At 45.8% G+C, this 22,126-nt stretch carries 21 protein-coding genes; 12 read left to right on the forward strand and 9 right to left on the reverse strand.

Annotation, left to right across the window (positions count from 1 at the left end):
- Positions 1-58: 58 nt before the first annotated feature.
- Entirely contained in the window at positions 59-874 is an 816-nt protein-coding gene (locus BMW45_RS06895; protein ID WP_092241606.1) for a carbohydrate ABC transporter permease, read from the reverse strand.
- A complete protein-coding gene (locus tag BMW45_RS06900) occupies positions 874-1,737 on the reverse strand; it encodes a carbohydrate ABC transporter permease (RefSeq protein WP_025230596.1) in 864 nt (287 codons plus the stop codon). Before BMW45_RS06900 ends, BMW45_RS06895 begins: the two co-directional genes overlap by 1 nt.
- A 474-nt stretch (positions 1,738-2,211) precedes the next feature.
- Here BMW45_RS06900 and BMW45_RS06905 point away from each other — a divergent pair, with 474 nt between their 5' ends.
- The 4 genes from BMW45_RS06905 to BMW45_RS06920 all read left to right on the forward strand — a co-directional run bounded on the left by BMW45_RS06905 (position 2,212) and on the right by BMW45_RS06920 (position 5,637).
- Positions 2,212-3,165, forward strand: coding sequence for a cell wall-binding protein (locus BMW45_RS06905; RefSeq protein WP_092241608.1), 954 nt, complete (start codon positions 2,212-2,214; stop codon positions 3,163-3,165).
- 125 nt (positions 3,166-3,290) lie between these two features.
- Positions 3,291-4,382, forward strand: coding sequence for a ComEC/Rec2 family competence protein (locus BMW45_RS06910; protein WP_092241610.1), 1,092 nt, complete (start codon positions 3,291-3,293; stop codon positions 4,380-4,382).
- Positions 4,383-4,411: 29 nt separating this feature from the next.
- Entirely contained in the window at positions 4,412-4,624 is a 213-nt protein-coding gene (locus BMW45_RS06915; RefSeq protein ID WP_092241612.1) for a DUF3006 domain-containing protein, read from the forward strand.
- Between the two features lie 20 nt (positions 4,625-4,644).
- On the forward strand, positions 4,645-5,637 hold the full coding sequence (locus BMW45_RS06920; RefSeq protein ID WP_092241614.1) for a 3'-5' exonuclease: 993 nt from the start codon (positions 4,645-4,647) through the stop codon (positions 5,635-5,637).
- Here the strand turns inward: BMW45_RS06920 and BMW45_RS06925 are convergent.
- The 5 genes from BMW45_RS06925 to BMW45_RS06945 all read right to left on the reverse strand — a co-directional run bounded on the left by BMW45_RS06925 (position 5,634) and on the right by BMW45_RS06945 (position 10,539).
- On the reverse strand, positions 5,634-6,344 hold the full coding sequence (locus tag BMW45_RS06925) for a response regulator (protein ID WP_092241616.1): 711 nt from the start codon (positions 6,342-6,344) through the stop codon (positions 5,634-5,636). The genes BMW45_RS06920 and BMW45_RS06925 overlap by 4 nt on opposite strands.
- Positions 6,337-7,428, reverse strand: coding sequence for a sensor histidine kinase (locus tag BMW45_RS06930; protein WP_025230590.1), 1,092 nt, complete (start codon positions 7,426-7,428; stop codon positions 6,337-6,339). Before BMW45_RS06930 ends, BMW45_RS06925 begins: the two co-directional genes overlap by 8 nt.
- 23 nt (positions 7,429-7,451) lie before the next feature.
- Positions 7,452-9,005, reverse strand: a complete 1,554-nt coding sequence (locus tag BMW45_RS06935; RefSeq protein WP_092241618.1) for a D-alanyl-D-alanine carboxypeptidase family protein — start codon at positions 9,003-9,005, stop codon at positions 7,452-7,454.
- Positions 9,006-9,166: 161 nt separating this feature from the next.
- Positions 9,167-9,868, reverse strand: coding sequence for a TIGR01906 family membrane protein (locus BMW45_RS06940; RefSeq protein ID WP_092241619.1), 702 nt, complete (start codon positions 9,866-9,868; stop codon positions 9,167-9,169).
- Between the two features lie 20 nt (positions 9,869-9,888).
- Entirely contained in the window at positions 9,889-10,539 is a 651-nt protein-coding gene (locus BMW45_RS06945; protein WP_092241621.1) for a trimeric intracellular cation channel family protein, read from the reverse strand.
- Between the two features lie 275 nt (positions 10,540-10,814).
- Here BMW45_RS06945 and BMW45_RS06955 point away from each other — a divergent pair, with 275 nt between their 5' ends.
- From BMW45_RS06955 to BMW45_RS06990, 8 genes are all read left to right on the forward strand, one after another.
- Positions 10,815-12,173: a citrate/2-methylcitrate synthase gene (locus BMW45_RS06955; protein ID WP_092246249.1), complete on the forward strand. Its 1,359-nt coding sequence runs from the start codon at positions 10,815-10,817 to the stop codon at positions 12,171-12,173.
- 223 nt (positions 12,174-12,396) lie between these two features.
- A complete protein-coding gene (locus BMW45_RS06960; RefSeq protein ID WP_092241625.1) occupies positions 12,397-13,392 on the forward strand; it encodes a helix-turn-helix domain-containing protein in 996 nt (331 codons plus the stop codon).
- A gap of 495 nt (positions 13,393-13,887) precedes the next feature.
- Positions 13,888-14,499 (forward strand): MptD family putative ECF transporter S component, encoded by a 612-nt coding sequence (locus BMW45_RS06965; protein WP_092241627.1) that lies wholly within the window; start codon positions 13,888-13,890, stop codon positions 14,497-14,499.
- The gene (locus BMW45_RS06970) at positions 14,496-15,179 is read left to right on the forward strand and encodes an energy-coupling factor transporter transmembrane component T (RefSeq protein WP_242882930.1); all 684 of its coding nucleotides are present in this window, start codon (positions 14,496-14,498) and stop codon (positions 15,177-15,179) included. The genes BMW45_RS06965 and BMW45_RS06970 overlap by 4 nt, the downstream gene beginning before the upstream one ends.
- Complete coding sequence (locus BMW45_RS06975) at positions 15,176-16,639, forward strand: ABC transporter ATP-binding protein (protein WP_092241629.1); 1,464 nt, start codon at positions 15,176-15,178, stop codon at positions 16,637-16,639. Before BMW45_RS06970 ends, BMW45_RS06975 begins: the two co-directional genes overlap by 4 nt.
- Positions 16,640-16,715: 76 nt before the next feature.
- Entirely contained in the window at positions 16,716-18,446 is a 1,731-nt protein-coding gene (locus BMW45_RS06980) for an ABC transporter ATP-binding protein (RefSeq protein ID WP_242882932.1), read from the forward strand.
- A gap of 5 nt (positions 18,447-18,451) precedes the next feature.
- The gene (locus BMW45_RS06985; RefSeq protein ID WP_092241631.1) at positions 18,452-20,209 is read left to right on the forward strand and encodes an ABC transporter ATP-binding protein; all 1,758 of its coding nucleotides are present in this window, start codon (positions 18,452-18,454) and stop codon (positions 20,207-20,209) included.
- A gap of 452 nt (positions 20,210-20,661) precedes the next feature.
- Positions 20,662-21,300 (forward strand): lactate utilization protein, encoded by a 639-nt coding sequence (locus tag BMW45_RS06990; protein ID WP_092241633.1) that lies wholly within the window; start codon positions 20,662-20,664, stop codon positions 21,298-21,300.
- A 35-nt stretch (positions 21,301-21,335) separates the two neighbouring features.
- On the opposite strand, the gene BMW45_RS06995 is transcribed toward BMW45_RS06990, so the two are convergent.
- Positions 21,336-21,908: an ABC transporter permease subunit gene (locus BMW45_RS06995; protein WP_092241635.1), complete on the reverse strand. Its 573-nt coding sequence runs from the start codon at positions 21,906-21,908 to the stop codon at positions 21,336-21,338.
- Positions 21,796-22,125 (reverse strand): hypothetical protein, encoded by a 330-nt coding sequence (locus BMW45_RS07000; RefSeq protein ID WP_092241637.1) that lies wholly within the window; start codon positions 22,123-22,125, stop codon positions 21,796-21,798. The genes BMW45_RS06995 and BMW45_RS07000 overlap by 113 nt, the downstream gene beginning before the upstream one ends.
- Position 22,126 lies beyond the last annotated feature (1 nt).

Genomic DNA, 22,126 nt, shown 5'->3' on the forward strand with positions numbered 1-22,126 from the left:
TCCTTTAAATGATATAGTTTTATCTCTATACATTGCCCTTAGGGCATGCATGAAATACTTACCCTTTTACGGAACCTGAGGTGAGGCCGGAAATCAGCTGTTTCTGTCCCAGTATGAATGCCAGGATCGAAGGGACGAGGATGATCATGGACCCGGCCATGACCGGACGGAAGTCAGTGGATTCCGCACCCTGAAGCATTCCAAGACCGATCTGGACTGTTCGCATGTTCACCGAATCTGTAACAAGAAGCGGCCATAAATAGTGATTCCAGCTTTGAAGGAATGTGTAGATCCCCAACGCGCCCATGGAAGGTTTTACAAGGGGAAGGGCAATGAAACAGAAGAAACGGAAGTTCCCGCATCCGTCAATATCCGCTGCCTCCTTTATCTCCATTGGAAGCTGCAGGAATGCCTGTCTCATGTTAAATACTGCAAATGCAGATGCCACGTTTGGAAGGATCAGGGCCGTATAGCTGTTCTTAAGCCCCAGATCGCAGATGATTAAATAGTTTGCAATGATGATGGCCTGGCTTGGGATCATCATGGTTGCAAGCATCAATAAAAACAGTGCATTCCTTCCCCGGAATTTCATCATGGAAAATGCATAGGCTGCCAAAGCCCCGGTAACGATCTGTCCGAAGGTAACGGTACAGGATACGATCAGGGAATTCTTGATGAAGGTAAAAAACGGAGCCAGCTGCAGAGCTTTTATGTAATTATCCGGGATCAGCTGTTTTGGCCAAAAGCCCCCGGAAAACACTTCCTTCATGGTCATCATGCTGACGTTAAAACAGTAAACCACTGGTGAGATAATGATGACTGCAAAAAGGATATTTAAGGAATAAAGTGAATATTTAACCAGTTTGTTTTTCATCAGTACGTCACCTTCTTTTCCAGTCTGAATTGAATCAATGTCAAGACCATCAGGATTATAAACAGGACGATGGATTCCGCACAGGCCATGCCGAACCGGCTGTTCATAAATGCCTCCTGATAAATCTGGTACACAATGACATTGGTGCTTCCGGAAGGACCTCCCTGAGTCATCAGTTTGACCTGAGCATAAGCCTGAAGGGCGTTGATGACGTTAATGATCAAAAGGAAAAACAGGGTAGGGGATATGCATGGGATGGTAATATGCCTGTGCTTGGCAAAAAATCCGGCTCCTTCAATGGCCGCGCACTCATACAGATCCACAGGAACACTTTGTAAAGCGGCGGTCAGGAATATAAAGTTTAATCCGATGTTCATCCATACGGTCACAAGGGTCACCGCACTTAAGGCGTATTTGGGATCCGTAAGCCATCCGATGTGGGTTCCCAGTACCTTGTTGATGATACCAAGGCTGCTGTGAAAGATGAACATGAAAACAACCGAAGCCGCTGCTGCGGAAATGGCCATGGGAAGGGCATAAACAGTCCGGAACAGATTCTTCCCCTTAATATCCTCATTGCTGATGATGGCCAGGATAAACCCGATCACAATGGAGCAGGCCACAGTCATCACTGCATATTGAAAGGATACCAGAAGGCTGTTTTGAAAGGCCTGGGAGGTGAAGATCGTAAGATAATTCCCAAGGCCGACAAAGGAGGAGACTGCCCCTAGGGGAGTCGTCATGGCAAAACTGAGCCAAATGGTTTTGAGGAACGGCCAAAACAGGAAGGCCGAGAAGAAAAACATGGCGGGCAGCAAATACAGATAAGGCTCGATTGCCCGGAAAAACTGCTTCTTTTTCATGAAAAAAATATCCTCCTTTTCCTAAAAAGAAAAAAAGAACCAGCTTTACATTTCGCCTTAGAGATAATGGCGGAAATGTAACGTCTGATTTCTCTTGCTCTCTAGCAAATGTTTCATTGACGTTAGTTTATCATATTAATTGTTATAATGCAACATATATTTGCCTTAATTAACCATATAATTAGTAATATTTTGATATATTATTAACGAACAGGTGAGAATATGAATTAAATTTAATAAAAATATTGAGCGATAAAGGTATAAAAATATACTTAGTACACAATTGAGACTTCTGGTTGACTTGCTTTTTCAAAAATTGTGTGGATTACACAGCTGCTGATCCGGTCTTCTGCCGTCGGGAACGGCCGCAAAACCTTACGAAAGCCGAATGGCTATTCACAAACGCCTTAGGATGGGGTATAATAAGTCTATTGCACCACAAACAGAAATGATATAGAAAGATGGGGATTGTTTATGAATGGTAAGAAAATTTTGTCTCTGGTGCTTGCTGTGTCAATGGCAACAGGGCTTAGCTGCATGACTTCCATGGCAGCAACCAGAAAGAAAATCACAACAGTAAACTTAACCGTGACAGCGGATATTGTGCCGGGAGGCTCTGTATTTGAACAACAGGCTGAGATAACGACAAAAAACAGTAAGATTGATGTGGGAGAATGCGAATTTACTAACAGCGGATTTCAGTGGTCTGAGCAGGATATACCAAGGCTGGAAGTTAAACTGTACGCGCAGGATGGCTATTATTTTTCCGTAGCAGAATCCGGCTTCACAATTGATGGAGGAACCTACATAAAGCAGGCGAGGGAAGATTTCAGCCAGACCCTGACGGTGACCATAGATCTTCCCAAGGTCGGTGAGTTTACCCAGTCCATAGAAAGCGCAGCATGGGGGTCTAAAACTATGGCTGTGTGGAGTCCTGCCTCCGGGGCGGGAAGTTATGAAGTTAAGGTATTCCGTGACGGAAAAAACACGGGAGGGGTAAAGACCACCGTGGGGACGAGTCTGGATCTCGGGCTTTTAATGGGAAAAACTGGAAGCTACACGTTTAAGGTGCGTCCGGTCAACAAGCAGAATGCCGAGAACAAAGGGGAATGGGTTGAGTCTCCTGTCAATTATGTTGATGGGGCGGCGGCGGAGCTAAACCGTACATCCTCCCAAAGTGGCGGCGGCTGGAAACAGGACGGAACCGGCTGGTGGTATGTGAATCCCGACGGAAGTTATCCGGTCGGCACCTGGCAGAACATCGACGGACAGTGGTATTTCTTCAATGAGAATGGCTATATGGCTAAAGGCTGGGTTGCATGGAACGGAAAACAGTATTACTGCGATCTCACAGGAGGGCAGATGCTGGCAAACACCATAACGCCTGATGGGGCTAATGTTGGAGCCGACGGAGCGAAACTTTCTTAGAATAAAAAAATTGGCGGGCTGCTTTTAGCGGTCCGCCTTTTTGACCGCCTGGAGACGGACCATTTGAAAAATACTTGTAGGATTAAAGATTCTATCATATAATAACAGGGCGGAGGCATACAGAAATGACAGTGAAAAAGACAGAAAAATTTTATAAGCGGGTATTGATAGCGGCGGCAATCCTCCTGGCCCTTTGTATGGCAGGATGCAGCCCAACTGCAAGCTCTTCTCCATTAACCCAAAGAGAAATGGGAAATGAGGCGGGGACAGATCTAAGGGTTCATTTTATTGATGTGGGCCAAGGAGACAGCACCTTAGTAGAAAAAGACGGTCATTATATGCTGATAGACGCAGGGGAACGGGACCAGGGCGAGACAGTCGCTTCTTATCTGGAGAAACAGGGAGTGAAGAAGCTGGATTACGTGATCGGAACCCATCCCCATTCAGATCATATCGGCGGGTTGGAGACGATCATACGGAAATTTGATGTTCAAAAAGTCTTTTTACCGGAGAAAGAACATACCACAAAGGTTTATGAACGCCTGTTAGATGCCATTGCTGATAAAAATTTAAAAATAACCCTTCCAAAGCCAGGGGAAAGCTACTCCTTAGGAGATGCATCTTTCCAGATCATCGCTCCCAACCGGGATTATGGGGATAATTTAAATAACTGGTCCATAGGCCTTCGCCTGGTTTATGGAAAGAACAGCTTTGTCTTATGCGGAGATGCAGAAAAAGATTCAGAAAAGGATATGGTGGCAAACGGCTTTCCTTTAAAGGCAGATGTATTGAAGCTTTCCCATCATGGAAGCACCACTTCATCATCGGAAGGTTTTATGGATCTGGTTGATCCTGAATATGGAGTGATTTCCTGCGGAAAAAATAATGATTATGGCCATCCTCACAAGGAAATCCTGGATATGTTAAAAAAACGGAACATTAAGGTTTTGCGGACAGACCAGCTTGGAACCATAGTGGCAGTGAGCGACGGATCAAAAGTTACCTTCTCTGGAATCACAGAAGGAACCGATGGAGACAGAACGCAAAGCACGGCAGCAGACCAGGATTATGTAATAAATACCAATACCAAAAAATTTCACCGGCCGGACTGCAAGTCTGCAGCTTCCATGAAGGAAGAGAACCGGAAAACCTATAATGGCTCCAGAGAGAATTTGATACAGATGGGATATGAGCCGTGCCAAAGCTGCAACCCTTAGCCTGGCACAGAAAGGGAAGGGAAAAGGTTATGAAGTATACCATTGACAGAATCGGGGAAACGGTAATTATCTGTGAGGATGAGAACGGAGATATGTTAAAGGTTAAAGCCTCTGAACTGCCGGAAGGTGTAAGGGAGGGAGATATCCTTACAGAGACTGAAGGGACGTGGACACTTGAGAAAGAAGAGACGGAGAGGCGCAGGCAGAGGATTCGTGAAAAGCTGAGAGGGCTGACAGAATAAAGGATTAAAGAGAGCAAACTATGAAGAATTATATTGTACTGGATCTGGAATGGAACCAGAGCGCCGGAGGGAAGGAGGAGACGGTAGAGCACCTTCCCTTTGAAATTATAGAGATCGGGGCAGTAAAGCTTAATGAGGCCCTGGAGGAAGTGGAGGAATTTAAGCGGCTTATAAGGCCTCGAATTTATCCCGAGCTTCATGAAAAGATATTAGAAGTGACCCACATGGATCAAAAGACTCTGATGGAAGAGGGCTGTAACTTTGAAGAAGCTGTAAAGGAGTTTCTCATGTGGTGCGGCGACGAAGCCGTGTTTTGTACCTGGGGCTCCATGGACTTAACGGAGCTGCAGCGGAACATTGCTTTTTATGGAATTTTAAACCCCTTTCCCAAGCCCTTTCTCTATTATGATGTGCAGAAACTCTACAGCCTGCTTTATGGGGACGGCAAGGATAGGCAATCCCTTGACATTGCAGTGTTAGAGCTGCAGGTCATGGAAGAGCGGCCTTTTCACCGGGCTCTTGACGATGCCCATTATACCGGGCGCGTTATGAATCAAATGGATTTTGATAAGGTCCGGGAATATTTGTCTACGGATTATTACCGCTTGCCGGAAAATAAAGAGGAAGAGGTATATTTGGTGTTTCCCGGGTATTCCAAATATATTTCAAGGCCCTTTGAGACGAAGCAGGATGCCATTGAGGATAAAACCGTTACCGATTTGATCTGCTGCAAGTGCAACCGGATGCTTCGGAAAAAGATCAGATGGTTTTCCGTGAACCAGAAGTTTTACACGGCTCTTGGTTCATGTCCTGAGCATGGAAATGTAAAAGGCAAGATCCGCATGAGGCGGAGCGATGACGGACGTATCTACGTGGTTAAGACCATGAGGCTGGTGGGTGAGGAAGACGTCCGTGAGATTTACGAAAAAAAGGAAGAAACCAAAAAGAAACGGGTTCAAAAGACGAAGACCAGAAAGCAGAATAAAAAGAAGGGGGATTCCCCCCTTTCCTAAATTTCGCTTTCCTTCATTCGGTATCCAACCCCGATTTCCGTAAAAATATATTTTGGTTCCGCCGGATTATTTTCTATTTTTCTGCGGATATGCGCCATATTGACGCGGAGGATCTGATTGTTGCTGTCTGCGTAAGGTCCCCAGATGTGACTTATAATGTAGTCATAGGTCAGGACCTTGCCGGAGTTTTCTGCAAGAAGGGAAACCAGCTTATATTCGATCTGAGTCAGATGGATCTTATGTCCGTCCAGTGTGACCAACCGCTTGGCAAAATCAATGAACAGGCCGTCACTGCTGTATGGGGTGGGAATGACAGAACCATCCACGGTGCTGACGGTAGGTCTTCCATGACGCAGGGCTGTGCGGATCCTGGCTAAAAGTTCGCTGGTTCCAAAGGGCTTGGTTATATAATCATCGGCACCGAAATCAAGAGCGGACACTTTTTCATGCTCCTGGGTCCTGGCGGAGATGACGATAATAGGAATCGAAGTCCAGCTTCGGACGCTTTTAATGATATCGATTCCGTCCAGGTCCGGAAGCCCTAAGTCCAGAAGGATCACATCAGGACAAAGGGTATTGATCAAAGCCAGCCCATCCCGCCCGTTGTATGCGGTATTTACTTTATAATCATGTCTTTCCAATGCACTTTCAATAAAGTTGCAGATATTCTTTTCGTCTTCAATCATGACGATTGTAAACTTACTCATAAGCATTCTCCCCTAATGGTAATGTAAATGTAAAAACTGCGCCATGTTCTTCATTGGCGGCTGTGATGTTCCCGTCGTGGGCAGTAACAATGGCTTTGCAGATAGAAAGCCCGATTCCCATTCCTTTATGGGAATCATAGCTGCTGTTGGGCGATGAGGTGTAACCGTCAAATAAAGTCTTCAGCCGTTCTGGGGAAATTCCCACGCCCTGATCCCGGACCTGAAACCAGGCATATCCATCCTGTACGAAGATCGACAGGCTGATGGGATCCGTTGAATTGGAGTGATAGACGGCATTTTCCAGTAGATTTATGATAACCTGTTCAATCAAAGTGGCATCCATGGGAACCATGATGAACTCATCAGGAACCGTCACACGGACAATGGATTTAGGAAGTCTTTTGTGAAAGCGTTCAATAGCTTCGGAAGCTACCTCTTCTAACGGCTCCGGCCGCTTTAAGACCTGAGCTCCGGTATCCCGGATCCTGGTTACGCTGAGCAGATTTTCCACCATATTTAAAAGCCAGTTGGCATCTTCCCGGATATTGGAGACCAGGCTGGTTTTTTCTGCCTCAGCCATAGTGTTTGTATTTTCCAGGTATGTGTTACTGGCGCCGATGATACCTGTGAGAGGAGTCCGAAGGTCATGGGAAATAGCCCGTAAAAGGTTAGCTCTCAAGGCCTCTTTTTCTGCTTCCATTAATAACTTTTCCCGTTCGTTTAAAATACGGCTTTGTTCCTTTAAATTAGTCGTAGTAGCGCTTGTAATGGTTGAAATGATCAGCAGTGCAAGGAAGGTAACGGGATATCCTTCCATTATAAAATTAAACGCCATAAATGGGTAAGTAAACACATAGTTTACACAGATCACACTAATAAAGGAGGCAATGACTCCCGGAATATAGCCGCTGGAATAACGGGAAATCACCACCACTGCCATCATATAGATGATTCCTACATTGTTAGTATATCCTCCCAGTATGTGCATCATGTAGGAGAGGATGGTGGCAAGCAGGAGGGAAATAAAGGTAATTATACAATTTCGAAGCAGATCTTTTTTGGATAATTTTTTCTGTTTACTCATGGAAAACCCCTTGCTATCTAAGGTCATTTGAAACGGCCTCCCCGCCGTCTTTTCCGCTTTGATGAATAGGAACTGCGCCTTTGTTCCAGAATACTGTTGAATTCATCGGCTGAAACACCGGAGTCCCTAAGGCGTTTCATGCGCTGCTCCCGCCTGATAAGGAAATCCTGCGCTTCTTTGTGTTTCCAATATATGAAAAAGGCAGCTACGCCTCCTATTACAGTGATTGCTCCCACGCTTCCTAATATCAGCCAGGCGGCTAAAGGGATCTCAAAGGGCCTTAGAGCCTTTTCCCGGTAATCTTCCGTTTCTTTCTCCGAACGTTTTCCGGAAGGAGTCACGGAAGTCTGGGCTGCAGACGGGTCTAATGCTTCGCCGGATCCGGAGGACGCTTCGGCCTGGGGAGCGGTTGCGATCCTGGTTTCAGCTTCCTTGTTCTGGAATAAGGCGTCATTCACCTCCAGAAAGGTACTCCCAACGACCCGGTCATTATACCGGTAATTTATTTTCGCGATGGAATTTGGAGGGTCACCCGATGAAATATCATAACTGAGTTCCGCCTTTGCATCGGAAAAATCAGCTGTTTTAGGCAGGATGATTCTGCTGTCAGGATCTAAAATCAGGGCTTCTGGTCTGGTGATTGACAAACCGCTGAAATTTAAATCGCTGGTAATGGAACTATAGGTTTTTTCATAATCTGCAGCTTTTAAGGAGACAAAATTTGTAAAACCAAAATCCAAGAGATTTTTAGTGTCTGTCCAATACTGGGGAGTAGATCCCTTTAAAATTATGGTAACCAGCCTCAACCCATTTTTTTCCGCACAGGTTATCAGGGTATTGCCGGCCAGTGTGGTATAGCCTGTTTTGCCGCCGATGATGCCCGGATAGTAGAAAGGAGTGCTTTTTCTCATCATTTTATGACCAGGATAGATGGTAAGCCCTTCTTTATTAATGGAGTTAGGCGGAAGCTTATAAAAGGTTGTGGAGTCGATATCTTCAAAAACAGGATTGTTAAAGGCTGCTCTTGCGATGAGGGCCATGTCATAGGGGGAAGTATAGTGCTCCGGGTTATTTAAACCGCTGGGATTGGCAAAATGAGTATTGGTACATCCAAGCTCCTTGGCGCGTACGTTCATCATATCGGCAAAGGCTTCGGTGCTTCCCGCCACATGCTCTGCAAGGGCGTTGGCTGATTCATTGGCTGATTTAAGCAGCAGGGCATAGAGGCAGTCCCTGACAGACAACTTGTCCCCTTCATTGATCCCGGCATTGCTGCTTCCGGATTCTACATTAAATACGGCGTTATGGGAAAATGTTACAGTTTCGTCAAGACTGCATTTTTCAATGACAATAAGCGCAGTCATGACCTTTGTAATGCTGGCCGGAAAATATTGGTTGTGTATGTTCTGTCCCCACAGAACGGTTCCGGTGTCTGCATCCATCAGAATGGCTCCCTGTGCCTGAACAGACGGGCCGGAAGGCCAGTCTGCGGCCCCCAGTGAAGTCCCGGTAAAAGAGGAGACAAAAAAAGGCAGGCACAGAAAAAAAATAAAAATCTTTTTTATATATTGAGTCATATTGAGTAATCTCTCCATAAGCTTTCGTTCGGTTTCAGACAATACTTCAATCTACAGTATAGGTTATTTGCTGTAACAAGTAAAGGTTATTTGCTATTTTTCACGTATTTATATACGAAAAAACCAGCTGAATATGCCTATATATCCAGCTGATTTACGATTTAAGCTGCAAGATGTTTTCTTTTAACCTTACCAATAAGAAAAAGACAGACAGCTAAGATAAGCAGGATAGAGAAAAGGTAGATAAAGCCAATGAGAACAACCGTGTCCCGAAAGAAGCCTTCCGGAACGATGTTAATGAGCATATCGGTGGAAGGATCCAGAACCCATAGGTCATTTTTAAAGAATATATGGTGGAACATGATAAAATATCTGGTAAAATCTGTGGAAATAATGTAAGCTATGACAGCGGACAGGACAAAAAAGATCCCGGTTCCCGCGCACACGGCTCTGGGAAAGGTTCGCGTAAAGCTTGTCTTTAATAAAAGAAGAACGATGAGGCATAATACCATAATCATAAGGCAGCCTCTCCGTATGGAAAGAGCGCCTAAAAACAGTCCGCGGACATCCTCCATATGGGCGATTTCACGGGCATTAAAAAATTCCCGTTCTACGCCTCCCATGGTGGTATCTACGTGAAGGTTGTCCCTCTTTCCCCGCAGGTAAGACATCATTTCACCGGTAACATCAAGGAGATCATCCATTGTCATGGAGACTGCCTGAGTCACTTGATATTTGTTATATTCTTTTTCAAAGTATCCTGGAACCCAGTAAACGGCTGCCTCCACCGAGGTGAATAAGAGCACGATCATAAGGCAGAAAGAAAATATGATTCCAGCAGTATATTGGAGCAAACGGTTCATGGAATTCCTCCTTGAGAGAATTATTTTTTTGTTGCGGTAGGTAAGTCCCAGCAAAAGTGGGTTGCAAGTAGGCGGATCAAAACGACGGAGCAGGCGCCGATCAGCATGGCGATATTGCCATCGATACAGTTCAAAAGCCAGGCATAAAGGATGGCGCCTGCAATGGAAGCACAGGCATAAATATGTTTTCTAAGGACATAGGGGGTTTGGCCAGCCATAATGTCCCGCAGAATGCCGCCCCCGACTCCGGTGATGACGCCTAAAAATATGATGAGAAAATGGTAATCTCCATAGCCGGAAAGTACCGCTGTATCGATTCCTACTACGGTAAAAGCACCAAGTCCGATTGCATCAAATATGTTCATAACCTTTTCATAAGTTTCAATGGAGCGTCCATCCAGGATTTTCTGGTTCTGCCTTACTATAATAAATAAAAGCATAACCGTTATAAAGGCCAGCAATACATAGAGTGGGTCTTTAAAAAGGGCAGGAGGCACATTTCCTATGATAATATCCCTTAGCATACCGCCTCCTACGGCAGTGGTAACACCTAAAACTATGACTCCAAGCAGATCCAGCTGTTTTTTAATGGCAACCATGGCCCCGGATGATGCAAAGGCTATGGTTCCGATGACTTCTATAAAGAAAAACAGGGAAAATTCTATTTTCATGAACAACCTCCGGTACATTCCTCAATGGGAAATTAAGGAAAGTATAAGATTTGGAAGAGTATTTGTCAATATATCAAGCCTTCACAAATATAACGCTTAGCACAACACATAAATATATCTTGCTTTTTTTTATAAAATTTTATATTATATTGAAAAGTTCAAAATTTAACGATAGAAAGATTCTGCAGGAGAGGAAAGGGGATGACGCTGGCTTAGAAAGCCCAATGGGAAGAATAAAGTGGAACTAGACAACCTGATTTCAGAAAGAGGTGTGCCTGATGAACCAGAAAGAATTTATGAAAAATGTGGAAGAGTGGTCTGATATCTGTTTGAATGACGAAAGAATTGACTTGGAAGCCTACGACAGATATGAAGTAAAGCGGGGGCTTAGGGATAAAAGCGGCGATGGCGTTGTAGCAGGATTAACCAAGGTATCAAAGATTTTATCAAACAAGACCGTTAATGGAGAAAAGGTCCCATGTGAAGGCCAGCTGTTCTACCGGGGATATAATATTCATGACCTGGTAAACGGCGTCGTCAGGGAAGGGCGTTATGGTTTTGAGGAAATTGCCTACCTCCTTCTTTTTGGAGATCTGCCAGATGAAAGCCAGCTGGAGCGCTTTACCAAGACTCTGGGCTACAGCCGGACTCTGCCTACCAATTTTGTCAGAGATGTGGTCATGAAGGCGCCGAGCCAGGATATGATGTCCTGCCTTGCCAGAAGTATTCTTACTCTGTCTTCTTATGATGATAAGGCCAGTGACATATCTGTTCCCAATGTGCTTCGCCAGAGTCTGATGTTAATCAGCGTCATGCCAATGCTGGCAGTTTATGGATATCATACATTTAACCATTATGAGAGAGGGGGAAGCATGTATATCCACAGGCCGGATGAAAAGCTGTCCACGGCAGAAAATATTTTAAGGCTATTAAGGCCGGATATGAAGTATTCTAAGGTGGAAGCCCATGTTCTTGACCTGGCCCTGATCCTTCATATGGAGCATGGAGGAGGAAATAACTCCACCTTTACGACTCATGTGGTCACTTCCTCCGGTACGGACACATACAGCGTGGTTGCAGCTGCACTTGCCTCTTTAAAGGGGCCCAAGCATGGCGGTGCCAATATTAAGGTTGTGGAAATGATGGAGGATTTGAGGAAGGAAGTCCATGACTTAAAGGATGAAGAGGAAGTGGAGAAGTACTTGAGAAAGCTTCTTCATAAGGAGGCATTTGACCGGAAAGGTCTTATATATGGTATGGGACATGCGGTTTATTCCAAGTCTGATCCCCGTGCGGAAATTTTTAAAGGCTTTGTTAAGCAATTATCAGAAGAAAAAGGACGTCTGGATGACTTTAACCTCTACTCCATGATCGAACGTCTGGCCCCTCAAGTCATTGCAGATGAAAGAAAGATCTATAAGGGCGTAAGCGCGAACGTGGACTTTTACAGCGGCTTTGTGTACAGCATGTTGGATATTCCCAATGAATTATTCACCCCGATCTTTGCCATCGCAAGAATTGTAGGATGGAGCGCCCACCGGATCGAAGAGCTTATCAACATGGATAAGATCATCCGTCCGGCCTACATCAGTGTGATGCAGGAAGAGGATTATAAGCCTCTGGAAGACAGATAAAGCAATAGAGATGGAAACAGGCTTACAGCGGCATTAAACCGGACTGTAGGGCCTGTTTTTTATTAGCTGGTATATAGACGACTTGCAGCCGGCAGTCTGGGCGTGAAGGTCCGATGTGATATTGACATGAAAGTCAAGGAATGGTAAGATTAAAGTTAGCTTAAGCTAACTATTTTCCTGCTCAAAATGAAGCAGAATTCCATGATAAAAGAGGCAGAATGAAGTGAGAGAAGAATATGTATACCGATTAAACAGTTCGAACAGTTCCTTGTCCGGGCTTTGTGAAGCCTGGAATAAGGTCTATAATTTGTACGGCAGCCAAATGGAATATGAGATACCGGAACAAGCAGGAAGCGGCAGGTTGACGGGCTTTTGCTCTGGCAGAAGGATCCGGGTCATTAATTACGATATTAACTTCAGTAAGCCGGTTGATATGACGGGATATTCGGGGACTCCTCATTTGGACCTTCTGTTTTGTCTTGGAGAACAGGCAGGCTGGGACCTGCCGGAAAGCGGGAAGGTCTTTCATATTTGTCCGGGGGAAAGCTATATTGGTACCAGTTTTGAAACCAGAAAAAGGAGTGTGTTTTCTCCTGGTACCCATATGCATATACTTGAAATCAAAGTTCCCTTAGCGGATATTCAGAACATTTATGAAAACATAGACAATACCAGGGTGGGTGAAAGATCCTTTTTCAAGGAATTTTCCACGGGAAAATATCGTCTTACCCCTTCTGTTCAGGCAATGATTCGTCAGATGTCAGACTGCCCTTATAAAGGATATCTGCGACAGCTCTACATGGAAGGTAAGGTTTATGAACTAATAGCCGTTTTTTTCAGCGAGACAGTGCTTCAGAAGGATAATTCCATTCTTATCCCGGATTTTTCAAAAGCAGATTTAAATTGTATCTACCAGGCAAAAAGGCTTCTTGATGAAGCACCGGAGCGTAACGTATCCCTGTCCCTTCTGTCGCGGTGTGTAGGGCTGAATGAATACAAACTGAAAAAGGGATTTAAGGAGGTGTATGGGGTTTCCGTGCATTCTTATGTGATTCAGAAGAGGCTGGAGCTTGCAAAGGCCATACTGGATATGGAAGATGTGACCGTAAGTGATGCAGCCGGACGTGCGGGTTATGGGAATGTGAGCCATTTTGCGGCGGCCTTCCGCAAAAGGTACGGTTCAAATCCCGGACAGTATTTACGGGATGTCCGGGATTGACAGTCGGTGCACCAGGCAGGGGACCCGGACTTCTTCATAGGCTGCCAATGTTCCCATTCCCCCTTCACATAAAAAATAAGGCGAACTGCTGATGGTGCCGCAGACGTCAAAATAAAAAACTTCTACAGTAGGAACGTCTGTCAATTTGCTATTCCCATTTAATTGACGGCGGGAATATCTATGGGAGTTTTTTTAGTATGCATTCACACTTGCTGTTAAAGGAAATTCCATAGGCGGTATTAAAATATCTCTCGGTCAGTTCGGTAATTTCTCCGCTTATATTACAATTATACGCCTGTCATTGAAGCAGTGCATACTTTCAATATTCCATTTCTCCCGTTTTGAGTCGAAAAACTCCTGATTTGGGTAGAGCACCTTATCAGACTCTTATATAATGGAACCAAAGCGGCTTACGGTGTACTGCTTTCTGGTTAGCAAAAACTAACCAAATGAGGACAGAAGCCGCTTAAATACATATTAAAAGGAGGTTTTGCAATGAACGCAAAAGAGAATAAGGAAGTCAATTACATCCTGCGGGTAAAGGATTTCGCCACCATCGGAATTTTCAGTGCCATTATGCTGGTGGTATTTTTTGCCTTTTCCATGATCACCGGTGCATCGTTATTCTTCAATATGATTTTAAATGCCGTGTGCGTGGCTTTTATACTGGCACCGTTTTACGTTTACATGTGCTTAAAGGTGCATAGGCCGGGAGTGGCTCTGATCTATAACCTGATCCACGCTCTTTTGGTAACTCTTATGATGGGGCCTTTTATGGGGCCGTGGTTTATTATCGGCGGACTTCTGGCGGAGCTTTCCATGGCCGGGAAAGGCAGTTACAAAAGCATTTTCAGGATCTCCATAAGCTGGGCCATCACTTCACTGGTTCGGGCGACCCATGGAATGGCGGAGATCAGGTTCTTTAAGCAGGCCTATCTTGCCAGCGGGGTGAGCCAGGAGCAGGTCGCCGCACAGACACGGTATTATACCTCAGCGCCCTGGGTGCTGTTTAGCTGTGGGGCAACAATTGTCATGGCAGGTGCGGGCTGCTTCCTTGCCAACCGGCTGATGAACAAGCATTTCCGAAAGAGCGGTCTACTTAAATGATGGCCCCTCTGTTCTTTGACTTTCGTTCTAAAGCCGTCATACTGATCCTCACCATGGTGCTTGTAGCCTTTGTTACGGCCAACATCACCATTTATATGCTTTTGGGATTGCTGGCGGTATATTTGATTGTTCAGGGCTTTGGAAGGGCTGCCTTAAAGATGGGGGCTGTTGCACTGGCTGCCGGAGGACTAAAATATCTCTCGGCAGGGCAGGGGCTTACGGTTTTCATACCGGATATGTTTTTGTTTATCATTACCCGAATTATGCTAATGCTTATGGCGGCCTGTCCGTTTATGGGAATGCCTCCAGGTGAGGCTGTAGCGGTTTTTAAAAAGATTCACGCACCCGATACGTTTGCCCTGCCAGTGACCTTTATGCTTCGTTTTCTCCCAACGGTAAAAGAGGAGTTTGCAGGGGTATTTGCGGCCCTTTACCTGCGGGGACTTTTGACTCTGAAGCATCCGTTAAAGGCCCTGGAATATATCATCGTTCCGGTCATGCTGCGGGCTTCCCGCATATCCGATGAGCTGGCGGCTTCTGCAGAAGCAAGGGGAATTGCTAATCCGGGAATCCATACCTGCCGGAGAGAGGTGATATTTGCCAGGTGTGATGTGATCCTCAGCGCTCTTGGGGTGTTGGCTGCCGTAAGTCTGATGCTGTTAGAAAGAAGGGTGATATGATGATTGAATTTGCAGATGTTTCTTATGGGTACATTGGGGAGGGAAACAACGACCTGGAGCATGTAAGCATGACCATAAAGGACGGTGAATTCGTAGTGATCACCGGAAAAAGCGGATGCGGAAAAACCACTATAACAAGACTGATCAACGGGCTTGCCCTTGGTTTTTATGAAGGCTGGCTGTCCGGTGAAGTGAAGATCCACGGGACGGATATAAGAGACCTTCCTCTCTGGTGTATCGGCCGCAGGGTGGGTTCTGTCTTTCAGGATCCAAGGAGCCAATTTTTTGCCGGCATAACAGAGGATGAGCTGGCCTTTGGCTGTGAAAATTATGGCATGGACAGTGCGGTCATGGAAGAGAGGATCAAGGAGGCGGTTTTTAAGATAAGAGGAGAAAACTTACTTGGCCGTGAAATATATCCAATGTCCAGCGGAGAAAAGCAGAAGATTGCCATTGCCTCCGCCTATGCGGTTTCTCCGAACATCTATGTATTTGATGAACCGTCGGCAAATCTGGATATGGCATCGGTCCTTAAACTTAAGGAACTGATGAAACAGCTAAAGGATATGGGGCACACGGTAGTTGCCGCGGAGCACAGGCTTTATTATCTGACCGGGGTGGCGGACCGCTTCCTGTTCATGGAAGACGGGCAGATCGTTAGGGAATTTTCTCCTCTGGAAGTAAAAAATATGACCCGGGAATTCCGGGAGATATGGGGAGTGCGTACCGGAAATCTTTCTGCCTGCACGGTTCAGAAGCAGCCTGAAGAACCTAGGGAAAAAGCGATTTTACAAATAAAGCACCTGGAGTTCTCCTATGGAAAACACCAGATTTTAAACGATTTATCCCTGGAAGCTTTTCCTGGGGAAATCATTGCCCTCATCGGATACAACGGTGTAGGGAAAAGCACCCTGGGGCAGATTCTCTGTGGACTGTTAAAGGAATCCTCTGGGACTATCCTTTATGAAGGGAAACCGGTTGCAAAGAGAAAACGAAGAAAAAAGGCCTATTATGTGATGCAGAATACGGACTGCCAGCTGTTTGGAGAAAGTGTCAGAGAAGAATTAAGGCTTAACCAGAGACATGGGGATGATCATGAGATCCAAAAGATATTAAGGCGGTATGGGCTGTGGGAATACAGGGAGCGTCATCCGGCAACCCTGTCCGGAGGCCAAAAGCAGCGACTTACGATGGCAGTGGCAGATGTGATCGGCCCGGATATCCTGATCCTGGATGAGCCCACCAGCGGACTGGACGGTAATAATATGCGCCGCATTTCAGACCATTTAAAGCAGCTGTCAAGACTTGAAAAGACGCTGTTTGTTATAACCCATGATTATGAATTCGCGGTTTCCACCTGCAGTCGGGCAGTGGTGCTTTCAAAGGGCTACTGTTCCCTGGATTTTCCGGTGTATGGAAACGAGGACAGGCTGCTTGCCTGCATGGAGGAAAGCGTTTGATCAACCATAAAAAAATCACTCAAAGTAAGAGATTTCCAAAATGTTTTTGCTTTGGGCGAAAGGAATGGACATAAAAATGAAGAAAATATTACCATTTGCAGCCGGATGCAGAGGAAAACTGGCTGCTTCCGTGCTGTTTGCTGTCTTAAGTGTTGCAGGAGGCATAATCCCTTACTTTGCAGCAGCAAAAATAACCTATAAAATGATTGAAAACCAGTATACGGTTCCGGGTCTTGGTCTTCTGGTCCTGACCGCGCTTTTTGGCTACACGGCTAAGGTGGTCTTGGGAGCAGTTTCCACAGAGCTGTCCCACCAGGCGGCTTACCGGATTCTCGTATCCATCCGGACGGCATTGACAGCCAAGCTGTCAAAGGTTCCCCTTGGATATGTGACAGAACGCCCCTCCGGAGGGCTGAAAGCGGTTCTGGTGGATACAGTGGAAAAGCTGGAAGCACCATTTGCCCATCTGATTCCGGAAATGACGGCTAATCTCCTGGTTCCTGCCGCTGTGCTTATCTATCTGTTTTACTTAGACTGGAGGCTTGCTCTTTTATCCCTTGTCACCATCCCTTTGGGACTGCTGTTTTACATCCCTCTAATGAAAAAATACAAAAAGTATTATAAGAAAAATGTAGAAGCAGGAAATGAAATGAGCTCCCAGGCGGTGGAGTATATCAATGGGATAGATGCCATTAAGGCATTCAACCAGTCAGCCTCTTCCTATGAAAGCTATGCAGGGGCGGTAAAGAACAGCTGTCAGGCGATCACGGAGTTTTTTATGGTTACCCTGCCGGAGTATACGGTTTTGATGACCATACTTCCCTCCACTCTTTTGTTTGTATTGCCCTCTGCCTTGTATTTTTACGCTCAGGGCACCCTGGAGCTATCTGCCATGCTGACCTGCATCATCCTTTCTTTTGGCCTGGCAGGTCCACTGGTCCAGGCCATGAAGTACACGGATAACATCGCTTCCATGGGAACCATTATGAACCAGGTGGCGGAGATTTTGAAGGAAGAAGAGATGATAAGGCCGTCTATGGAGCAGGACTTAAAGGATTACCCTATTGTATTTGAAAATGTTACCTTTGGATATCAGGATCAGGAGATCCTTCATGGCATTTCTTTTGAAGCGAAGCCAAAGGAAATGACTGCAATCGTCGGGCCATCGGGTTCGGGAAAATCAACCATTGCAAAACTGATCGCCGGATTCTGGGATGTGAACGGTGGGCGGATCACCCTGGGAGGAGTGGATGTAAGGCGCCTGCCTCTTCAGCAGGTGAGCAGCATCATTTCCTATGTGTCACAGGATAATTTTTTGTTTCACTTATCCATACGGGATAATATAAGAATCGGAAAACCCGGGGCATCGGACGGGGAAATTGTGGAAGCTGCTAAAAAGGCCAGCTGTCATGAGTTCATTCAGTCCCTGGAACAGGGATACGATACTCTGGTGGGAGAAGGCGGGGGCCAGCTTTCCGGCGGGGAGCGCCAGCGCATTTCTATTGCAAGGGCTATTTTAAAAAACAGTCCGGTGATCCTGCTTGATGAGGCGACAGCCTATACGGATTCAGAAAATGAAGCGGTCATCCAGCAGTCGGTTTCCAGGCTGGTCCGGGGAAAGACCCTCATTGTCATTGCCCACAGGCTTTCTACCATATCTTCCGCAGACAGGATCATCGTGGTAAATGACGGACGGATCGATAGCCAGGGCACTCATGAGGAGCTTCTTGCCGGCAGTACCATGTACCACAGTATGTGGAGTGCCCATATAGGCTCCAGAGATATTGATCCGGAAGAGAGGAGATAGGAACAATGATCAAAATACTTAAAAAGATCCTTTGTTTTTCGGGAAAGCATAAGGGCCAGCTGGTCCGTGCGGTTTGGTATCACATTTTTTATTCCGTTTTTGAAGCCCTTCCGGTGGCTGGGATCTTATACAGTCTGACCGCCATTGCAGAAAGCAGGGCGGACGGAGCCCCCCTTTCCATAAGAGTGATCCTGATCACTCTGGGAATTATGCTTTTCAGCGTTGCAGGCCGGATACTGTTTCATTACCTGGCCAACAGGGAAAGCAGTACTGCCTGTTTCTCCATGTGCGCAGACCAGCGGATCGCCATCGGAGAACGGTTAAAACGCATGCCTATGGGATTCTTTAATACCAACAGTCTGGGAGAGATCACCTCAACAGTGACCACCACCATGAATGAAATTGAAGCCATGGCAGGTACAGCGATCACCAATATCGTCGTTGGCCTTGTCCATGCGGTCATACTCACTCTGGTGATTACCATGTTTCATTGGAAGATTGGGTTGATTTCATTTGCAGCCATTCTACTGGGGCTTTGGGTCAACGGATTTCTACAGAAAAAGAGCATGGAGATTGCCCCGGAGAAGCAAGACGTTCAGGCCTCCCTGGCTTCTGCGGTGCTGGAGTATATTCAGGGGATTTCTGTTGTAAAGGCTTATGGGCTGGGGGAGACCTCCAACCGCACCGTAGATGGAGCCATAGGGGAAAGCTGCAGCCAGAATCTTCGCTTTGAGCGTCTGTTTACCGGGCTTACGGCCCTTTACAGCTATATTTTCAAGGCTGCAGCATGTGGAGTTCTGATGGCGGCTTGCTGCCTGTTTGCCGGAGGGGAACTTACTCTTTCTAATGCCCTGACCATAGTGATCTCCAGCTTTGTCATGTATTCTTATATCGAGGGAGTGGGAGGAAGCGCTTCGCTCCTGGAATTGATCGATGACAATTTAAACCGGATCCAGGCGGTATATGAGGCTCCTGTTTTAGATGAAAACGGTGCTGATATCCAGCCGGATCATTTTGATATTGAATTTAAGGATGTAAGCTTTTCCTATGATACAAGAAAAATATTGGATCATGTTGACTTAAGGATTCCGGAAAGGACTACGGCTGCTATCATAGGGCCTTCAGGAGGAGGAAAAAGCACCTTGTGCAGCCTGATTGCACGCTTTTGGGATGTGGATTCCGGAGAAGTCCTTTTAAATGGCAGAAATGTGAAGGACTACACCTCAGACAGCCTGTTAAGAAACTTAAGCATTGTCTTCCAGAACGTTTATCTATTCCGGGGAACCATTGCAGACAACATCCGTTTCGGAAGGCCGGGAGCCACCATGGAACAGATCATGGTGGCAGCAAAAAAAGCCTGCTGTCACGATTTTATTATGGAGTTTCCCCAGGGGTATGGTACCCTGGTAGGGGAAGGGGGAGGAAGCCTTTCCGGGGGGCAAAAGCAAAGAATATCCATTGCCAGGGCCATCTTAAAGGATGCACCTATTATCATTCTGGATGAAGCCACCTCAAGCGTGGACCCTGAGAATGAGCTGCAGCTTCAGACTGCCATAGAGGAGCTGACAAAACGGAAAACAGTCATCATGATTGCCCACCGCCTTACCACGGTCCGCCATGCGGACCAGATATTGGTGCTGAGTGGAGGAAAGATCGCTGAGCGGGGCAGGCATGAAGAGCTGGTGGAGAAAAACGGCCTGTACCGGGAATTTTTACAGGTAAGAAAGCGGGCCATTGGCTGGAGCCTGGATAAGAACCCTTAATATGCCTTTCATGTACTCTGTGCTGCGTTCTGATTTTATAATGCTATAGTACTTCCATTATACCTCATTGGAGTGGGGGTTGAGAGACTGGAGGCAACTGGAGACAAATACCTTTTGGCGGGGCTTTAAATGCTGGAAGTCAGGCTGCATTCTTTCGTCCCTGATTCTGGTATTCCCTTTTTCCCTGGCTCCTTAGAATGACTGAAGTTTTTATCTGCTAATTTCCCAATTATACTGTATTTTTGCTTTCTGCTTCCATAACCTTTGTTACATTTCTTTCTTTTCTTTATGGCATTTCCGTGGTAAATTATAGTGAAGCAAAAAGGCAACCATAATGAACGGCAAAAAGGCAGGTACAAATATGAAATGGAGAGATAGCTTCCAAGGCGACCCTCACCGGCGGCGCAATCATCTGTCTGGGATCCTTATGTTTAACTTTGGAGGAAAAATCAATGGATCTTTATTCACGAAAAAACGGGCCGGACATTCCCTTATTGATAAAACGTCTAGAGCGGAATAACATGGCAGGTTATCTGGTTCAGGATAAAAATGAACTTCTGGAGCTTTTAAGAAGGCTTATTGCGGATGGGACGACTGTAGGATGCGGAGATTCTGTCACCCTGGAACAGACGGGAGTGTTTGAAGATTTAAGAAAAAGGGATGTGGATTTTCTGGATAAGTATGATCCTTCTCTTACCAGGGAAGGAAAACGGGAGATATACCTTAAGAATTTTTCGGCAGACACGTTTATCACCGGAACCAACGCGATTACCAAGGACGGGAAGATCTTTAACATTGACGGCAATGGAAGCAGGGTGGCCCCCATGCTGTACGGGCCGGAGCAGGTCATCGTTGTTGCAGGGACGAACAAGATAACGGAAGATGTGGAAGCAGCTGTAAAAAGAACCAGACAGGTCGCGGCTCCCCTGGATGCAAAGCGTCTCAACAAGTCAACTCCCTGTACCACCCTTGGCCGCTGCATTGACTGCGGACACAGGGAGAGGATCTGCAATGATTTTGTTTTGATTACAGGACAATTTATAAAAGACAGGATTAAAGTAATCCTTGTTAATGAGGAACTGGGCTATTAAATAGCCCAGTTCCTTTATTATAAATACAGCCGCTTTCACGAAGCGTGCAGATCTTTCCTTTCGTAAAGCCTGACTGCCATGAAACAACCGGCCAGAGTAATGATCAAGGAAAGCAGGATATAAAAAGGGCTTAATCCGTTTTCCGAAACCGAAACCACATTAAAATAACCTACCGGTGTCAGTACCTTTAAAAAAGCCATGATACCGGCATAATCAAGGGCAAAGCTGATCACATAAAATGCCGCAACCGTAAGCAATGTATAAAGGCTTGCGGCTTTATAGCTTTTTGTAAGGCCTGAGATGAAAAGCCCGATGGAAAACAGCATGATCTGGGTAAGAAGGATTCCAAGGGTTGTGATGATATGAGTGCCGGTAATCCTTAGATCGCCCAGAGGGAGGATGATGCACAAATATGACATTATCCCAATGGTAAGGGAGAATACCATAAGGTTTGTTACGGCTGCCCCGATTTTCGCCCATATAATTGTGGAACGCTTATAGGGTTTTGAGAATAAGAATTCGCTTGTACCGGATCTCTCTTCTCTGGAAACGGCAAATACCCCTGAAAATCCCGCATAAAAGAAGGCAAGCAGGTTGGTCCAGAAGATAAGCGCCCAGGGGGGTGTCGATTCTCACTCCATTTAATCCAAATAAAATTAATATAATTTTGGGAAAGCTTTCTGCCAGAGCAGCAATTTCTCCCATGGCATCTTTTAACACAATAAATTCTATTGCTGCAAATCCTGTAAGCATCACGATTAACACAAGCCATATCATCAGCATTTTCCGCGTCAGCTTCAGTTCTTTTAAATAGATCGTTTTCATG

This window comes from Lacrimispora sphenoides, from assembly GCF_900105215.1.
GTDB lineage: Bacteria > Bacillota > Clostridia > Lachnospirales > Lachnospiraceae > Lacrimispora > Lacrimispora sphenoides_A.

Coding starts and splice junctions, on each gene's coding strand:
- BMW45_RS06910 (WP_092241610.1), top strand. CDS start 3,291: ATGACAGTGAAAAAGACAGAAAAATTTTATAAGCGGGTATTGATAGCG.
- BMW45_RS06980 (WP_242882932.1), top strand. CDS start 16,716: ATGAAGAAAATATTACCATTTGCAGCCGGATGCAGAGGAAAACTGGCT.
- BMW45_RS06930 (WP_025230590.1), bottom strand. CDS start 7,428: ATGAGTAAACAGAAAAAATTATCCAAAAAAGATCTGCTTCGAAATTGT.
- BMW45_RS06925 (WP_092241616.1), bottom strand. CDS start 6,344: ATGAGTAAGTTTACAATCGTCATGATTGAAGACGAAAAGAATATCTGC.
- BMW45_RS06905 (WP_092241608.1), top strand. CDS start 2,212: ATGAATGGTAAGAAAATTTTGTCTCTGGTGCTTGCTGTGTCAATGGCA.
- BMW45_RS06985 (WP_092241631.1), top strand. CDS start 18,452: ATGATCAAAATACTTAAAAAGATCCTTTGTTTTTCGGGAAAGCATAAG.
- BMW45_RS06900 (WP_025230596.1), bottom strand. CDS start 1,737: ATGAAAAAGAAGCAGTTTTTCCGGGCAATCGAGCCTTATCTGTATTTG.
- BMW45_RS06975 (WP_092241629.1), top strand. CDS start 15,176: ATGATGATTGAATTTGCAGATGTTTCTTATGGGTACATTGGGGAGGGA.
- BMW45_RS06940 (WP_092241619.1), bottom strand. CDS start 9,868: ATGAACCGTTTGCTCCAATATACTGCTGGAATCATATTTTCTTTCTGC.
- BMW45_RS06895 (WP_092241606.1), bottom strand. CDS start 874: ATGAAAAACAAACTGGTTAAATATTCACTTTATTCCTTAAATATCCTT.
- BMW45_RS06915 (WP_092241612.1), top strand. CDS start 4,412: ATGAAGTATACCATTGACAGAATCGGGGAAACGGTAATTATCTGTGAG.
- BMW45_RS06990 (WP_092241633.1), top strand. CDS start 20,662: ATGGATCTTTATTCACGAAAAAACGGGCCGGACATTCCCTTATTGATA.
- BMW45_RS06970 (WP_242882930.1), top strand. CDS start 14,496: ATGATGGCCCCTCTGTTCTTTGACTTTCGTTCTAAAGCCGTCATACTG.
- BMW45_RS06935 (WP_092241618.1), bottom strand. CDS start 9,005: ATGACTCAATATATAAAAAAGATTTTTATTTTTTTTCTGTGCCTGCCT.
- BMW45_RS06945 (WP_092241621.1), bottom strand. CDS start 10,539: ATGAAAATAGAATTTTCCCTGTTTTTCTTTATAGAAGTCATCGGAACC.
- BMW45_RS07000 (WP_092241637.1), bottom strand. CDS start 22,125: ATGAAAACGATCTATTTAAAAGAACTGAAGCTGACGCGGAAAATGCTG.
- BMW45_RS06920 (WP_092241614.1), top strand. CDS start 4,645: ATGAAGAATTATATTGTACTGGATCTGGAATGGAACCAGAGCGCCGGA.
- BMW45_RS06965 (WP_092241627.1), top strand. CDS start 13,888: ATGAACGCAAAAGAGAATAAGGAAGTCAATTACATCCTGCGGGTAAAG.